The 16,410-nt window shown below is 59.3% G+C and carries 13 protein-coding genes and 1 pseudogene; 8 read left to right on the top strand and 6 right to left on the bottom strand.

The features are described from left to right. Positions 1–11 precede the first annotated feature (11 nt). From BSU04_RS38655 to BSU04_RS46010, 3 genes and pseudogenes are all read left to right on the top strand, one after another. Positions 12–1,553 carry a winged helix-turn-helix domain-containing protein gene (locus BSU04_RS38655; RefSeq protein WP_089165502.1) on the top strand — a complete coding sequence of 514 codons (1,542 nt, stop codon included), beginning with the start codon at positions 12–14 and terminating at the stop codon, positions 1,551–1,553. Between the two features lie 337 nt (positions 1,554–1,890). Further along, positions 1,891–2,851: pseudogene (locus BSU04_RS38645) on the top strand (IS5 family transposase). A gap of 456 nt (positions 2,852–3,307) precedes the next feature. After that, a complete protein-coding gene (locus BSU04_RS46010) occupies positions 3,308–3,622 on the top strand; it encodes a hypothetical protein (RefSeq protein ID WP_144021492.1) in 315 nt (104 codons plus the stop codon). A gap of 156 nt (positions 3,623–3,778) precedes the next feature. Here the strand turns inward: BSU04_RS46010 and BSU04_RS46870 are convergent, their stop codons facing one another. Continuing rightward, on the bottom strand, positions 3,779–3,925 hold the full coding sequence (locus BSU04_RS46870) for a hypothetical protein (protein ID WP_179258589.1): 147 nt from the start codon (positions 3,923–3,925) through the stop codon (positions 3,779–3,781). A gap of 179 nt (positions 3,926–4,104) precedes the next feature. Here BSU04_RS46870 and BSU04_RS49040 point away from each other — a divergent pair, with 179 nt between their 5' ends. Further along, positions 4,105–4,647 carry a DUF6788 family protein gene (locus BSU04_RS49040; protein WP_373452916.1) on the top strand — a complete coding sequence of 181 codons (543 nt, stop codon included), beginning with the start codon at positions 4,105–4,107 and terminating at the stop codon, positions 4,645–4,647. On the opposite strand, the gene BSU04_RS38635 is transcribed toward BSU04_RS49040, so the two are convergent. Genes BSU04_RS38635 through BSU04_RS38620 form a run of 4 tightly spaced genes read right to left on the bottom strand, consistent with a single transcriptional unit; the run spans position 4,572 to position 9,464 of the window. Further along, the gene (locus BSU04_RS38635) at positions 4,572–5,531 is read right to left on the bottom strand and encodes an HlyD family efflux transporter periplasmic adaptor subunit (RefSeq protein WP_089165499.1); all 960 of its coding nucleotides are present in this window, start codon (positions 5,529–5,531) and stop codon (positions 4,572–4,574) included. The genes BSU04_RS49040 and BSU04_RS38635 overlap by 76 nt on opposite strands. Positions 5,532–5,588: 57 nt before the next feature. After that, complete coding sequence (locus tag BSU04_RS38630; RefSeq protein ID WP_089165498.1) at positions 5,589–5,789, bottom strand: DUF1656 domain-containing protein; 201 nt, start codon at positions 5,787–5,789, stop codon at positions 5,589–5,591. After that, complete coding sequence (locus BSU04_RS38625; RefSeq protein WP_089165497.1) at positions 5,773–7,272, bottom strand: efflux transporter outer membrane subunit; 1,500 nt, start codon at positions 7,270–7,272, stop codon at positions 5,773–5,775. Before BSU04_RS38625 ends, BSU04_RS38630 begins: the two co-directional genes overlap by 17 nt. Next, positions 7,269–9,464: an FUSC family protein gene (locus tag BSU04_RS38620; protein ID WP_089165496.1), complete on the bottom strand. Its 2,196-nt coding sequence runs from the start codon at positions 9,462–9,464 to the stop codon at positions 7,269–7,271. Before BSU04_RS38620 ends, BSU04_RS38625 begins: the two co-directional genes overlap by 4 nt. 547 nt (positions 9,465–10,011) lie before the next feature. Between BSU04_RS38620 and BSU04_RS38615 the strand changes: the two genes are divergently transcribed. Then, positions 10,012–10,932, top strand: coding sequence for a LysR family transcriptional regulator (locus BSU04_RS38615; protein WP_089165495.1), 921 nt, complete (start codon positions 10,012–10,014; stop codon positions 10,930–10,932). A gap of 48 nt (positions 10,933–10,980) precedes the next feature. On the opposite strand, the gene BSU04_RS38610 is transcribed toward BSU04_RS38615, so the two are convergent. Beyond that, positions 10,981–13,932, bottom strand: coding sequence for a winged helix-turn-helix domain-containing protein (locus BSU04_RS38610; RefSeq protein ID WP_089165494.1), 2,952 nt, complete (start codon positions 13,930–13,932; stop codon positions 10,981–10,983). A 1,254-nt stretch (positions 13,933–15,186) separates the two neighbouring features. Here BSU04_RS38610 and BSU04_RS38595 point away from each other — a divergent pair. The 3 genes from BSU04_RS38595 to tnpB all read left to right on the top strand — a co-directional run. Continuing rightward, complete coding sequence (locus BSU04_RS38595; RefSeq protein WP_256983786.1) at positions 15,187–15,675, top strand: hypothetical protein; 489 nt, start codon at positions 15,187–15,189, stop codon at positions 15,673–15,675. A gap of 77 nt (positions 15,676–15,752) precedes the next feature. Beyond that, a complete protein-coding gene (gene tnpA / locus BSU04_RS38590) occupies positions 15,753–16,181 on the top strand; it encodes an IS66-like element accessory protein TnpA (protein WP_089165491.1) in 429 nt (142 codons plus the stop codon). Then, positions 16,157–16,410: IS66 family insertion sequence element accessory protein TnpB (gene tnpB / locus BSU04_RS38585; protein ID WP_144021491.1), on the top strand; the 254-nt coding region annotated here is incomplete at its 3' end. The genes tnpA and tnpB, both read left to right, overlap by 25 nt.

Raw genomic sequence — 16,410 nt, 5'->3', positions numbered from 1 at the left:
GAGGAACGATCATGATCAAGATAGGTCGAGTCAACGTGTCGCTGGAGCTCAGGCAGCTTTGTTTGGACGGTCAAACGTTGCACGTCGGCTCGCGTGCTTTCGACATTCTCGAAGTGCTGATCAAGGCGCGCGGCAAACTGGTGAGCAAAAACGAGTTGTTCCAGTGCGTCTGGCCGAACACCGTAGTCGAGGAAAGCAATCTGCAGGTGCATATTTCGACGCTACGCAGACTGCTCGGGGACGACAAGGACCTCATCAAGACGATACCGGGACGGGGGTATCGTCTGACCTGCTCGGACGAGGCTGAAGGCTTGGCGCAAAAGCGCACCGACGAATCGGCGCACACGGAAGAACGCCGCCCGCCGAGCAACGTCCCGCTCTCTTACACGCCACTCGTTGGCCGCGCCCAGGCGCTCAAAGACGTAAAAAATGCCCTCGGCGCCGCCTCGCTCGTAACGCTGGTCGGTACAGGCGGCATCGGCAAAACGCAGTTGGGTCTGGAAGTAGCGCGTACCCAGCAATCAAGCTTCGACGAGGTGTGCTATGTCAATCTGTCGGTTGTGGAGCATCCCGAGTGCACCGTGTGCGCGATTGCCGACTCACTTACTGTAAGAAAAACGGCAGAAATCGCCACGCAAGCCGATCTCACGCGGGCAATCGGCACACGCAAGCTGCTAATCGTGCTGGACAATTGTGAGCATGTCATTCATGAGGCGGCCACCCTCTGTGAACAGCTTATGCTGGCCCATCCCCATCTCAGCGTTCTGGCGACGAGCCGCGAACCGTTGCGTATTCGCTTCGAGAAGATTTACTGGGTCGCACCGCTCGAGGTGCCCCCGGAGGACGCAAGCTACGTTGACATTCTCCAGTGCAGCGCCGCCCACATGTTCGTATCGCGCGTGCGCGCCCTTGATCCACGTTTTCGCCTTGATGCTGCCAGCGTTAGATTGATCGGCACGATCTGCCGGCGTCTCGACGGGCTGCCGCTCGCGCTGGAGTTCGCTGCGGCCCGGGTCGGCGCACTCGGTGTTGGCGAACTGGCCGTCCAACTCAACAATCGATTTCGCGTGCTTACCGGCGGACTTCGAACGGCACCGGCGCGCCAGCAAACCTTGAAGGCGGCGCTCGATTGGAGTTACCAATTTCTATGCAACCAGGAGCGCATGGTCTTCCGACGAATCAGCGTATTTCGCCAGAGTTTTCAGCTTGATGCCGCATGCGAGATCGCTGCGCATGATGACCTGTCAACGGATGACGTCATCGAGGCCATTGCAGGCCTAGTCTCGAAGTCGTTGCTCATGTTTGGACCAAGCGGATCCTTGATGAACTATCGTCTGCTCGAGACGACACGGGAATATGCGCTACAGATGCTGGAGGATGCGGGCGAGAGCGAAACGATGATCCACAGGTATGAACGATACCTTCGCTCACACGGCTCTTCACCCGACGAAGCCGATGCGACCGGCGCGCTGCATCGCGGGACAGGGATCGATGGGCGAGCGCAAGACTTGCTGCTCAGCCCTCCGCGCTCCGCGCTCCGATTGCAAGCTTGAAAGCATCACGTAGCGCTTCTTCCTCAAACGGCTTGCGCCGGTTCAACTGCACCCTGCCGCATTGCGCGCTGAACGGTGTCGTCGTCGCCATGCGCCGACATGAACACACCGGAATGCTCCTGTGCTGCGCGTTCAGTTGACGTTGCACTTCGAGACCCGGGATGCCTTGCTTACGTGGCATCAAACAATACGCACAGCGCATCGTGGACAGCCGAGGACGCAATCTCGATTATCGCTGCAAAACAGGATGGCCAAATCTAAGGAACCTCTGCAGAAGTCCTTCGTATAGAAACGATGAGGAATACTATTACTTAAGCAACGACTTGGAGACATCAGGATGACGCAACTTCATCTCGGCTTGAGTCTGTCAACCAAGCGCACGCGTAAGCGAGAGTTTCTGGATGAAATGAGACAAGTGGTGCCGTGGTCGAGGCTGATTGCATTGATAGAGCCGTATCCGAAGGGGAAGACCGGTCGTCCACCATTTCCGCTGGCGACCAAGTTGCAGATTCATTTCATGCAACAGTGGTTCGGTCTTTCGGAACCAGCGATGGAAGAAGCCCTCTACGATGTCCCGCTGCATCGCGAATTCGCGGGCCTCGATGGAGGGATGACTCGTCTGCCAGACGAAACGACTATCTTGCGGTTTAGGCACTTACTCGATGCGCATGGTATCGCTGCGCAGATGCTGCGCAGATCTTGGCGCTGGTCAATGAAATATTGAGCGACAAGGGATTGATGCTTAAGCCGGTTTCGGCTGTGGACGCCACGTTGATCGCAGCGCCCAACTCGACCAAGAACGGCTCTGGCACGCGCGACTCCAAGATGCAGTCGACCCCGAAAGGCCGTAATCGGTACTTCGGCATGAAATCCCGCGTGGGCGCGGACGCGAAGTCCGGCTTGGTTCACACGGTCATCGGCACGGCGGCTAACGTGCACGACATTGATGCTGCCAATGCGTTGTTGCACGGTGAAGAAACGGATGTTTATGCCGACGCCGGATATCAAGGCATCGAAAAAGCGTGAGCAAACGCGCTTGGTTCGATGGCATGTTGCGATGCGGCCCAGCAAGCGAAGAAAATTGAACTTGAAGGATCCTGTCGATGCGATATACGACACGATCGAACGACTGAAGGCCGGCATTCGTGCGAAGGTCGAACATCCGTTCCGAATTCTGAAGCGACAGTTTGGCTACATGAAGACGCGATACCGGGGGTTGGCGAAGAACCCGCTTAGATCACCACGTTATTTGGGTTATGCTATTAAGAATGATGCGTAAAGCGCTGAGCAAAGCTTAAAAGATGCCGCGCACGATGAACGTGGCCGCCGCGCTCTCGTTGCGCGTCTCAAACTTCGGATCCCACCCACTTCATCACCGGCACAGACAGGCCGTGCGTGTTCAAAACCGTGCGTGTTCAAAACCGATAGACTCCACCGGAATTTTGCCAATCTGCCTTTTTCACACAGGTCGCAGGCGTCTAAAACGCGTTGTGCAGAAGTTCCTCAACATCGCACCTTCTCTTTTACAAGCAGAAAATCGCAGCTTCATTCATAGTCATGTGGGTAAGCCTGAGCCGATGGAGGGATGCCAGGGCGGATAGCGCGCAGCCAGGATCGACAGAAACTCCAAACGAGCGAAGGGAACACGACTGCCAGGTCTGAAGCAGTCCCTGACAGACGATGCCGGCCTAAATGAAGACGTGATAGGCGTGGGTCTTACACTTGACGGCGTCGCGGTACTCGGGCGACTCGCGATGAAGGTATTGATTGCCGTTTCTGCGGCTAAGCGGCTTCACGTCTTGCAACCAGAAGTGGCATGGGAATTTGTCGATCCGATGTACCGTCTGTTTGAAGCTGTTCTCGATCTTGAAGCGCAACCCATACAAGCCAATGAATTCGATGGCATCCAGGCCGAGGTTGGTACAAATCGACAGGCAGGCCCACCCTGCCAGGGTGAATCACTGCTACGAAGCGAACAAGCCGTCCGCACGCCGGCCATAGTAGATCGGCGACTCAATACGGGAAGTGACGTCGTGCTCGCCATAGACTCGGTTGGGGGCTTATTGTGAGGACTGCGGATTTGTCAGCAGCGATTTGAGTTTGATCTCGACACCGTAGAGTCTGGGGTGGCCCCGTTTGCGCGGTCTTTGCTGCACGTACGGGGCATGGGCGACTGCATTGGACTTCACGCGCGTGACCAGGTGGTTGTCCTGATCGCGCAGGCCTTAGACGATCTTGCAAGCTGCGTAGTAGGCATCGGCCACGAAGTAGAACGGCACCTCGAGCGCGACGATCCCCAGCAGCGAGATCATCTTGTCGAGCGAGGCACGCCGATCGCGGTTAGACCACAGCGAAGCTTCGTGGACGCGCACGGCCAGCGGTACGGCGAGACGCTCTGGGCGCCGCGCACGAGTATCCTGACTACCTCATAGAGCTGCTCAGGCGCGAGAACGCCGGACGCAGCAACCAGATCGCGTCCCGCCAAGCCATCCAAAGTGCCATCGTTTGTCTTCGAGTTGATGTAGACAGCCAAGTATAGTATTGCTACGGCATACTAACTATACAAAAGCGTCATCTTCAAATCGCAACACGCATTGACACGATCAAGGCGAAGCTCGCCGCGATTGATGAAATACGCCCTGGCTCACTTAGCTGTCGATACAAGGACAGCGCCAACCAGAGTGGTGCGTACTATCAATTGAGCTATGCGCGGGACAGAAAGAGCCGAACTGATGAGTATATTGAGCGCGACCCGCTGAGCGACGTGCGCTGCCAGATCGACAACTTCAACCAGTTCAAGGCATTGACCGAGAAATGGGTCGACTTGAGCGTTGAGCAGTCGCCTATAGATGTGACTGGCGCGCGAAGGCAACTAAGCGAGCCGGATCGGATTACCGATAACTCAATCGGCGTTCACGATCGCCAAGATGAGACCGTGAGAAAGGCGCAAGAACTCGGCACTCTCGAGAGAGTAAATCGGTTCAAAAAAAATAATCGTAATACCGTACCACCGGCTGATCAGTGGCCGGTCTGCGGCCGCAGCGTCACGGTGCAGGTCATGCCCATCGCGAGCTTCGTGCCGACGGGAATCTGATCCAGATGCACCCGGACCGGCACGCGCTGCGCGAGACGCACCCACGTGAAGATCGGATTGACGTCCGCCAGCAGATCGCTATTGCTGGTCGGATTGTCGCGATCAGCGATACCGCTCGCGAGGCTGTCGACATGACCCAAAATGTCGTTGCCTCCGGACAACAGCCGTACGACTGCCTGATCGCCGACATGCACGTGCGGCAGCTTGGTCTCTTCGAAATAACCATAGACCCAGAACGAATGTGAGTCGATGAGCGCCATGCGCGCCACGCCGGCGGTAGCGAAGTCGCCCGGATAGAGGTTCAAATTGGTGATGTAGCCGTCCGAAGGCGCGCGCACTTCGCTGCGAGTCAGATTGAGCTCGGCGGTCTGCTGCACCACCAGCGCTGCCTTGACCATCGCTTCGGCAGCACTGTAAGCAGCGACGTCGGCGTCATAGGCCGCGGCCGACTGTCGGGCGAGCAACGCCGAATCTGCGCGGCTTTCATCGGAAATCACGTCGCCGGACAGGTTAGCGCGGCGTGCCGCCTGGGTACGCTTCATCGTAAAGCCGAATTGGCTGCCGGACATCTGCGCTTTGGCCTGAGCCATCTGCGCCTTGGCGCGCCGGAGATCGGCGTCGGCTTGAGCGACCGCGTAGTGGAAACGCGCGGGGTCGAGCACGAACAGGATGTCGCCCTGGCGCACCAGTTGGTTATCCTTGACACGTACATCACTCACCAGACCCGACACATCCGTGGAAACCTGCACGACCTTCGCGCGCACCCGGCCATCGCGAGTCCAGGGCGAAAACATATAGTCGACCCACAGCATGCGAACCAGCACGATCGCCACAACGAGAAGGGTGAGCGTGAAACCTGCGCGCAGGATGGATTGCTTTTTCATCGATGTGGCCTGGCGTCAGCGGTCAGTGATTGCATGAAATCCTCAGTGTTACAACCTTCATTGCCGCAGCAACAGCGAAGCGCCGCTGAACATCGCGACGAACAACGCGATCCGGAACAGGCCCGGGTGCCACGTAAAGCGATAGAAATCGAGTTTCGCCAGCACCAGGTCGAGCACGACGAAGAGCAGCGTGCATCCAACAAGGATGGGCAGCAGACCGGGCACGAGCAGCGAGAACAGGTCAATCTCGCCCGGCATCGCTCGCTCCTTGCAACACCTGACTGGGCGGCGCCGACGCGAAACCGCCGCCTAGCTCTTTCATCAGGAGTGCCCAGGCGTCGAGGCGTTTTGCCTGAATCTCCGCGAGGCTTTCCTCCTGCTGCAACTGTTCGTTCTGCGCCGCCAGCACGTTCAGGAATTCGGTGATGCCGCTGCGATAGCCGGTGTCGGCGAGACGAAAGGATCGGCGCGTCGAATCGAGCGTGTTTTCAATCGACGCCTGCTGCTCTTCGAGCGAGCGCAGCGACACGACCTGCACCGCAACGGCCTGCATGGCGTTCACTACGCTCTGGTTATACAGATCGACAGCGGCGTCGCGGGAAGAGACGGCCACGCCGTATTGACCGCGACGGCGTCCGCCGTCGAAGATCGGCAGCGAGATGGCGGCGCCCACGCCGTGACCCACGCCGTCGCTATTCAGAAAATTGAAGAAGCCGCCGAACGTCGCTGCCGAACCCAGCGATGCGGTCGCGAGCAGGTTGATGTCCGGATAAAAATCAGCGTGCGCGGCGTCGATCCCTTTATCCGCGTCGAGCACACGCCAACGCCCCGCCACCACATCCGGGCGATGCCCGATCAACTCGGCCGGCAGCGATGCCGGCAATGCGATGGGCACGCTAAACGCGAGGCTGGGCCGGTGCAGCGAATCGCCGTAGCCGGGTCCTTTACCCACCAGCCCGGCAATGCCGATACGGCTCAGCGCGACTTGCTGCTGCGCCTGCTGCACGCGTGTCGAGCTCATCGCGAACTGGGTCGACGCCTGGCTGACCTCGACACGGCTGCCGACACCCGCGCGCCAGCGGCGCGTCGCGATGTCGAGGGTGCGTTGCTGTTCGTCCTGCACCGCCCGGTAGACGTCGAGCAGCGCATATTGGAGCGACAACTCGACATAGCTGCGCACCACGGCGGTTTGCAATTCGACTTGCGCGAAGCGCGCATCCGCGGCTGTCGCATGCACGTTGTCCAGCGCGCCTTCGCGAATCGCGCGCGACTTGCCCCACAGATCGAGATCATAGGAAAGGTCCGCCTGAATGGTGTTGCTCCACACCGTCGTCCCGCCCGGCGGCGCCGGGGTGGTGTAGCGGGCATAACGCCGGCGCTCGAAGCTGCCGTCCGCATTGAGTTGCGGTAACACGTTCGCGCCGGCGATCTGCGCCTGAAAGCGTGCCGCGTCGATGCGTTCTTCGACGGCTCGCAAACCAGGGTTGCCGGCGGTGGCGTCCTGCACGAGCGTATCGAGTTGCGGGTCCCGCCATTGCTGCCACCAGTGATCGGTGGGCCAGTCGGCGTCCTGCTGGGTGACGCGGAGCGCCACGCCGGGATCGAGCGACGCAGGGTCGATCATCGACTCGTGCGTATGGATGCCCCCGCTGCCAATACAGGCGCTCAGCAACAGCGCACCGGCGAACGCCGTAGCGGTCGATCGATACCACGCGGACACGGGCAGACAGCGCGACTTCATGTCGGCGCTCCCGTGGTTCGCCAAAACGACCCGGTGTCGTCCTGCAGCGCCATCTCGGTGAAATGCAGCAACGCGCGCATCCGGCAGCGCGTCAGCATGGCCGCATCGACCGTCAGGTTTTGGGCAAGCGACAGCGCTTCCTGCGCCCGCCGCGTGGCGGCCAGCGCGGCGTCGGCGGCCTGCGGCGCAGCGCTGGCGAACACGTCACCGAGCGCCGCCAGCCAGGCGTCCTGCACTTCGGGCCAGCCCAGCGGCAGCGTGTCCCCGAGCAGTTCGGTATCCAGCCGCATCTGGATCATGGCGCGGCCGATCTCCAGCGCCGCGAATGCCCAGCCGATCAGAGCGTTGCGGTCCACGCGCAAATCGGCCGGCGCCGAGGCGATCTGGATAATGAAATCACGCAGGCTCAACTCGAACGTGAAGAGCAGATCGTCGAGGTCCTCTTCACGCGCGTTGTACGCCACCAATGCGCGAATCTGCTTCAGATATTGCGCCGAGATCCAGTCGCCCGTTCGTGGCACGAGGATGGAAAACGCAACCGCGGCGGTCGCAATGCCGAGTAGCAACGCGAAGCCGGTGTCGAGGTAAGCGCTTGGGTTATAGACGGTCGGATTGGAGATACCGACTATGAAACAGAAATAGATGTTGAAACCTAGCCCGAGTATCGATGTTTTCGCAAACGTATTCACATAACTGCCGACCATCACGAAGATCGCAATCGATGCCGCAAGCAATGGGAGGCTGTCGAAGCGCGGCAACAGAAAGAAGTTGAACGCGAAACCGGCGAGCCAGCCCGCGATACAACCACAAAAGATTTGCCAGCTCGCGACGGCCGGGTTGGGCACGAGCGCAAACAGCGCGCTCGTAATCGCCACCGCGACGAGCGCACTTGATCCGTTCACCCACCCTGACGCGAGCCACGCCGCGCCGACCACCAGTACGGCGACAGCCGCCCGCATGCCGGCAATCAGCGCGGCAGTGCGGTTGGCCGTAGCGCGAGTATTGCCGACGCAGCCAATGGCCTGAAACACCGACTGTGACCACGGCAGCCGATCCACCGTGCGCGCCTCGACATAGCCGCGGCAGAGCGCGCGAAGATCGGCGATCGAAAAGAACAGCGCGGAGCCGATGGTCGCCACGTACTGGCGCTCATGCGGCGACAGATCCGAGAGTGACTGCAGCAAACGCCCCAGATGGGCGGGCAATGCCTGTTCGAAAGCATCGAGACGATTCGACAAGGTCTCGGCCTGTTCAATTGTAATCAGCTCTGCGTGTGTCTCTGCCAGTGTCTCTACGTGCCGAGGCACGATCTCCAGCAACCCGCCGAGCAGCTCGTCGACGGCTGCGAGCGCGCGCGGATCGGCGTCGGTGACGACGCGTGCTTTCAATTGATGCAGCGCGTGAATCCAGGCCACTGTGTCGAGAAAACTCCTATCGAGATCGAGAAAAACATGGTTGTGCAGACGGATCGACGGATCTTCGAATACCGCCCCGCCGCGCAGGCTCTCCAGGCCGGCGCGCTCGCGAATCAGATCGAGAAACGTGTCGAAACCCGCGACGGTCGACGCGCGGTCAAGCATGGAATGCACCGAGTTCAACAGGTTCGTGAAATTGCGGCGACTTGATTCGTACAGCGCCGGCGTCACTCGCTGCGGGAATATTACGGCGCTGACAACACTTGCGCAAACCACCCCGATCACCACCTCGCTCACGGTAAATACAACGTTATCGAACACGCCATAGGGATTCGACCACGCAGGCATCGCGGTGATGGCGGTGCCATAACCGGTCAGCACAAAACCATACGACTGGAAGTTGCGGTAATACGATGCGCCGAACACGCACGCGCCGATCCATGCCGCTAACGCGATGAAAAACAGCAGCGGTTGCTGCGGGAAGCACGCGATTAGCGCGAGGCCCGCCATGCTGCCGCAAACCATGCCCACGCCGCGATAGAAACCTCGCGCGATGACCATGCCGCTTTGCTGATGCATCATCACGATCACGCACGACACCATCGCCGTGGCGGGCGTGCGAAGTTCGAGGCGCATGGATAGCCCCATCGCGAGCGTCGCCGCCATGGCCACCTTCACGATATGGAGGAAGCGGGGGCCGTCCTCGGTCCAGTACGTTTTCAACTCGGCGCGCCATCGAGGCATGGTCGTGCTGTCAGCATCCGAATGTAGGTCCATGAAGTACTCGTGAGTCGCTGAACGTCCATAGGCTTTCGGCTTTGCGCGTCCCACGCCCGAGCTCGCGCTTGCATTTAGCGCAGTTCAGTGCGCGCCGATTCGACGATCCCGCCGCCATTCGTGATCGCGAGAAAATTGATGATGCTAAAGCTCTTCGCCTCCGCGATCCCGATGCAGGCTGTGCTGGAGTCCGCTCAGACTGTCGCCCGGCATGCCCCCTATCCGTTCGACGCTCGCCGCGGGAAGCGAGGATTCGAGCTATCCGGCAAAGGTTGGATTTGCCGTGCTTGACTCCTGATCACGGAAGATGAAGATCAACCGGGCGCTGACGAAACGAAAACCGCGCCGCGACACCACGTGGCAAGGCTGCCTCACTCTGTCAACGCTAGGGGCTAGCCAGAAAAATGTCCTTAAATTTGTCTGAAAACACCTGAATGAATCTTATTTTCAAACGCGCAAGCACACCCCTCGTGCGGAGCCGAAAGGCGGAAGCGAATCTTAGGAAATCCAGTATGCTGATGTACCGCACCACATCCCGCCGTTTGCCATGAACCTTTCTTTTGAAGTCCTTCGAGTACTTGATGCCATCGACCGCACCGGTACCTTTGCGAAAGCGGCGGAAACGCTGAATAAGGTTCCGTCGTCGCTGACGTATCTGGTAGGCAAGCTGGAGCTCGAGCTCGGCGTCAATCTGTTCGACCGTACCGGACGACGAGCCACGCTGACTCATGCAGGGCGGGTGGTCGTCGGAGAGGGGCGGCGTCTTCTGCAGGCAGCGGAAGACCTCGAATGCAAAGCGAAGCGAATCCAGCACGGCTGGGAGTCCGAACTCCATGTCGCCATCGACGAGATCATCCCCTTCGAATTTCTATGGAACCACGTAAGCGAATTCTACAAACTAAAATTGGACACGCACCTGTATTTGTCGAGAGAGGTGCTAGGTGGATCGTGGGATGCCTTGTTGACGCACCGCGCCGACCTGATCGTCGGTGCCGCGGGCGATCCGCCGCCTATTCCCAATGTCACGGCGAGACCGATCGGCTCGCTTCGGCATGTGTTCGTGGTTGCGCCGCATCATCCGCTCGCGTCAGTAAGGGAGCCGCTTACGCAGGACATGGTTGCGCGCCACCGTGTAGTCGCGATTGGCGATACGTCGCGCAAGCTTGCGCCGCGCACGATCGCGATCGGCGACAACCAGGAGATCATGACAGTGTCGACGCTCGAAGCGAAGTTGGCCGCGCAGATCAGAGGCCTTGCTGTGGGAACGATACCCGAATGTCTGGCAGCCGGGCCTTTGAGCCAAGGCGAACTGGTGTCAAAGGAAGTGCTCGGCATGCGGCACATCACGCATTTTTATCTTGCGTGGCGCAGCGACGAGATGGGTAAAGCCTTGAGCTGGTGGGTCGATCAGTTGAACCAGCCGGACCTGCTCGACCAAGTAGCGCAGAAAAGATCGCTGAACACGTGAATGCCACTTAGCCGCCTTCGCTACTTTTTACCAGCGCTGTGCACCGGGCTATCCTGCCGCCGCGCTTGGGTCGGCCAAGTTGCTGTTGGAGGCGACTGGATACAGTCCTGTCGCGCTCGTGATCTCCATCCAATGCCTAGCGGCTTTGAAATCGTCCCAATCAAGGCCTTCGGTGATCTTCGAACAGGCGGATTGCAATAGCTGAGCTCCCTCGGCGCTTCGGCCTTGGATGTGCCAAAGTTTGGCTAGGCTGGTCGCCGTCCGTAATTGCAGTGAGCGGCATCCTTGCACCATCGATTCCTCCAGTGCCGCGACCAGACAGGTCTCTGCGTCCCGCATCACCATTCCGGAGGGCGGCGCGCCCGCCTGTTCCATGAGCAGCAACTCGCCATGAATTCGCGTGAGCTCGCCGGCATACCAGTGGTCGCCGGTTTCGTCACACTGCACCAGCGCACGCATTACTGCGGCGATGCCCTCTTCCCGCTGCCCCGACTGTCCGAGCGCGAGACTGTACTGTCCAACCAGCATGGCGCACGGCGCCCCGAACTCAAGCGCCTCCAGTTGATCCAACGCGACGCGGAACGCGTGCAGGCGTTCCGGCGTGACGTCCTCGAGCGAGCGCAGATATTCGTCGAAACAGCGGCAACAGGCTTGTGACACTGTCAGACCGGCCCGCGTCGCCACATCATGCAACAACGCTATGGCCTGGGCGGCGCGGCTCCGCTTGTTCGACAGTAACGCAAGCGGGATCAAGGCCTCAACCAGCACGTAGCATTTGACGACGGCCTGCTGTTGATTGCAGGCGTCGATCACCGCGTCCTCGGCAAGCCGAAGCGCCTGTTCGCGCAAACCCTGCAACCATAGCACCCGCGCGAGCGTCGCCCGGCCGACGATGGATTGATCTGCGGACTGCCCCAGCGGCAGATGATGCGTTAAGGCATCACTGTGCTGCAGCAGTTGCTCAAGAGATGCGCGGGATTGTCGCTGGTTGCCCGCGTAATGCGACGCGACGCCCAACAGCCGATGCGCAAGTACTGCGCCGTCCGCGTCGCCCGTTTCGGATGCGAGCAACGCGAAGCGCCTCGCGAACGCGAGCGCATTGCGTGCTGCCCCGGAGGACTGGCTAGTGTTCCACATACCCCACAAGGCGCGGGCTTCGAACGCGTGGTCACCAAGCGCAATAGCGGACGAAAGAATCTCGGACCAGATGCTGAGGGTGTCCCGATTGGGACCGTTGACATGGGCCAGCGCCGCAGCGAGCGCCGCTTGCAGTTCCATACGAACGCGCAAGTGGCGCGACGAGCGGGAGCCATGGTGTGTCGTGGCCACAACATCGAGCGCCCTACGTGCCCAGGCGCAGCACTCGTCGACCAGTGATAATTCGTAGAGCAAAAATACCGTCTTCACAGCGAGTGTCTCGCCGAGGTCCTCGTCACCTTTTGGCGAGAGAGCCCAGGTGAGCGCCGCACGCACGTCGTCCAGCAGAGCGCGCATGCGCTGATACCAGCCATCGGAGAAAGCACTGGCAGGGGCCATGCGATTCTGTGCTTCGCGCTCCAGCAGGCAGAGGAAGTAGCGAGCGTGATGGAGTGTGACGAAATGCCGTTCGCCGTTGTCGTCGAGCTTCTGCATCGCGAAGACACGCATGGTTTCCAACAGGCGATAGCTCGCCCTGCCGCTTTCCAGGCGTATTAACACCAGCGATTTTTCGACCAGCCCTGACATTGCCGCGACGACATCGAGCTCTCGTAGCGCGTCGTCGCCGGCGATCGCGATCGCCGCTTCCATGCTGAAGCTACTGACGAACACACCTAGGCGGCGCAAGGTCGCGCGCTCGGCGTCGCCGAGCAGCCCGTGGCTCCAATCGAGCGTCGCCTTCAAGGTCTGATGTCGCGGCAGTGCCGTGCGATTGCCGCCGGTAAGCATATTAAAGCGGTCGTCAAGATGGCCGACGAGCGTTTCGATACCAAGTATCGCCGCGCGCGCCGCCGCCAACTCGATTGCGAGAGGTATGCCGTCCAGCCGGCGGCAAACCAGGCCGGCCAGATGAATGCTTCTTTCATCGGATGAAAATCGCGCGTCGATCGCGCGCGCGCGCGACAGGAACAATTCGACCGCGCTACATTGCAGGACATCCTGACTAAGGTCTCCCTCAGTCGGGACCTCAAGCGGAGCAACCCAATATAGGTTCTCGTTCAGGACACGCAACGGCTCCCGGCTGGTCGCCAGAATGCGTACCGCGGGACTGACAGCGAGCAGCGTTTCAGCCAGGTCCGCGGCGGGGCCAAGCACGTGCTCGCAGTTGTCCAGCACGAACAGCATACGACGCTCGCTGAGTTCCTTGCTGACCCGCGCGAGCGTGAGCGGTCCATTAGACGAATTCACACCTATGCTTGCCGCGAACGCCGCAAGGACGCTACTTGCATCAGCAGTGGAAGCGAGCGATACCAGATGGACACCGTCGGGGAAGCGCGCGAGCAAACCACGTGCAATCTCGACGGCCAAGCGAGTTTTGCCGATGCCCCCGGAGCCGACCAGCGTCACGTGGCGAGCCGACGCTATCCCCAGCGCCAGCGTGACATCGTCCAATGCTTTGTCCCGCCCGATCAACGGCGAATAATTAGCGGGCAGGTTGTGAGGAACGTTGTCGCACTGCGCGACAACGAGGCTGACGTCTCCGGGCTCATCTTCACGGCCGCCCGTTCTCGACACGCCGCTCTGCACCAGCCGGTAGCCTCGTCCGGGCACAGTGTGTATCAGTCCGCGACTTTCGCCGAGTATCTTGCGCAGCGCGGACATATGCACCTGCAGATTGTTCTCTTCGACGATCGTATTCGGCCATACCTGTTTGAGCATGTCGTTCTTCGACACCAGCTTGCCGTCAGCAGCGATCAGCACGGCCAGCACGTCTAATGCACGGCTACCAAGCCGAACAGGCTCGCCGTCAACAAACACTTCCCGACGGTCGACATCAATGTGAAGCGGGCCTATCTGAATCATCGCCTAAGTGTCCGGATCGCAACGGGTAGAGGTAAAAACAACGACTGACAGCTCCGCGTCGCGCCCCCGAAAGTTTAGGGCAACGGGGAAACCAAATGTGCGGAAAAAACTGAATCTATGGTTCAAAAATTTTGTACTAAACACACACTGCAAGAAACACTGCCGTGACAGAATGCCATCTCGCCTGCGATCTGCCACTACCTAAATGCGCGAAGCAACGCGGAATTGGCATGACAAATTGTGAGCCTGCACGCCAGCATCTTTTATCTCGGCATACGCAAATGGATCTACGGATTGCCCACCTGCGACGATACGGCGACGGCGTCGTTCGCCAAGTCAACGCGTTACTCAACGAAGTGCCGGAAGCGCTCAAGCCCACGGCGAAGTGACCATCAAAGCCAGAGCCTGCGCCTGCGCCTGCGCTTAATACCGGTTGCAAGCACCCCCGGCCGCCTGTTTTATCGGGATTGTTGCGCTTCCCTGCTTATTACACTCTAGTGCAACCACGTGCGTTCAGCCGCTTTCTCTCGCCTGTGAACCAACTTACTATTTATCGATTCTATAAATAATCCATCGATAAATAGTACCATGGGACGCCGGATGTACATTTCAAAATTTGTTCGCTATTTGATCCGCGCAACAGCCCTCGAGCAAATCCTGCCGCTTTAATGATCGATTCTTGGATCCACGCGCGGTTACTGGCCGCCCTTCGATTTTCTCGGTGCGTGGCTTTACAAGGATGGCGATGAAACCGATTTCGGAACGGTACTCATCATCGGTATCAATTTGCACGCCCGCGGGCATCACCGCCTATCTCGACGACACGGCTTTGCCTGCCGCGGGACTGGGCAGGGGGTCTATCACATCACGGTACTCGCCACTGGCGTCGAAAAGACGTGGAAGACCTTGCATGCCGATGGCATCGCATACGCGGCCGAACGTTTGTCGAGTCTTTGTCTGCGTTGGGTGCTCACCGATACCTGTCCGACGTGATCATCGAACTGATTCTCCCCGCCGAAGAAATCAAGCGGCTGGTCGCCACGCAATCGGCCTCCGTGCAAGTGTCCATCAGCGCTGGAGAGCAACCATGGCGCAGTCCTCTGCAGGTGAAAGCGATCGGCGTCGGCGGCTCCTCGCTCTTGTCTCTAATTATTAGATGTCGAAAATGGACCGCTTACGTCCACCCGAGACCTTACTGCGGCTGTTTTGATTTGATAAAATTTAGTGGACTTTCGGGTTCTCCGGTTGCGCAACATGAATACTGCACAGTCCGACGCAGCATCCTCAGATTTCCTTCCGGCCGACGTCAAACAGAGCGTCGTCAGTCAACTATTGCCCAAGGGGCAAATAGGCATCAGCCGCCTGAAGACCTTGCGCCGAAACATGGGGCGGACAGCGCCATACGAGCTGGAAGACGCTGATCTCATCGTTTTGCAATTGCATGCTTTCTCAGAGCAGGACCTATGGCTCGATGGCCGTCCTGCCCCATTCGTGCCTTATAACGCGGGGACTGTGACGGTCCACGACCTCGACCCCAATTGGTTGGCCGACCTCAAGGGTTCATTCGATTGCATCCATTTTCACCTACCTCGTCAAACACTCGAGGAATCGGTCGACGACATTGGGGGCAGGAGACGCCCGCAGCTTTACTTACCCCCCCATCTAAGCGTTACTGATCCCGTAGTCCACCACCTCGGCCAAGCGTTGCTGCCCGCGTTGGCTCGACCCGACAATGCATCGTAAGCGGTCCTTTGTCGGCGTCCTAGCATTAGGCCGCCTCAGTGGTGAATATGTGTCCACGTAAATCAACGTGGACACATATGACTGATATTAACTCAGAGTTAAAAGCGCGACTGGTCGTCGGTCGCAAACAAGACGGTCGTTGCCGTTACGATCCGCAGGCTAAACGCGAACTGATCGAGGCCTGCCTGGTGCCGGGCGTATCGGTCGCACGCTTGGCGCTGGAACACGGGCTGAATGCGAATTTGCTGCGTTCGTGGGTCAGCGTTTATAAAAGAAAGTGCGATGGCACCGCGATCGTACCGGCGTCGAGGACCGCGAAGCCGACGCCGGCTGCGTTCATACCCGTGATTGCCGGACAAGAGCGGCCAAAGGAGGCGGTGCCCCGGCTGCAAGTCCGATTGCCTAACGGAGTGAAGATCGAACTAAATGATGCCCGTGACGATCAGGTGCTGTCACTACTACAAGCGCTGAGTACATTGCCATGTTCCGATTCGACGAAGAGCTGAAGGTATTGCTTCATCGTGATGCGGTGGATGGTCGCAAGGGGATCAACGGACTGGTCGCGCTAGTTGAGCAGGCCCTGGGGCTCGATCCCTTTGCCCCGACGGTCTATGCCTTTACCAATAAGCGCCGCGATCGCGTTCGGTTGTTGCTCTGGGATCGCTCGGGTTTCTGGCTATTGATGAAACGGTTAGAGGCAGATCGCTTCGCATGGCCCCGCGAGGCGGCGGTTCT

Source organism: Caballeronia sordidicola (assembly GCF_002220365.1).
GTDB classification, from domain to species: Bacteria; Pseudomonadota; Gammaproteobacteria; order Burkholderiales; family Burkholderiaceae; genus Caballeronia; species Caballeronia sordidicola_C.
Note: the sequence above shows the minus strand (reverse complement) of the source record. Positions and strands in the feature narration are given on the sequence as shown.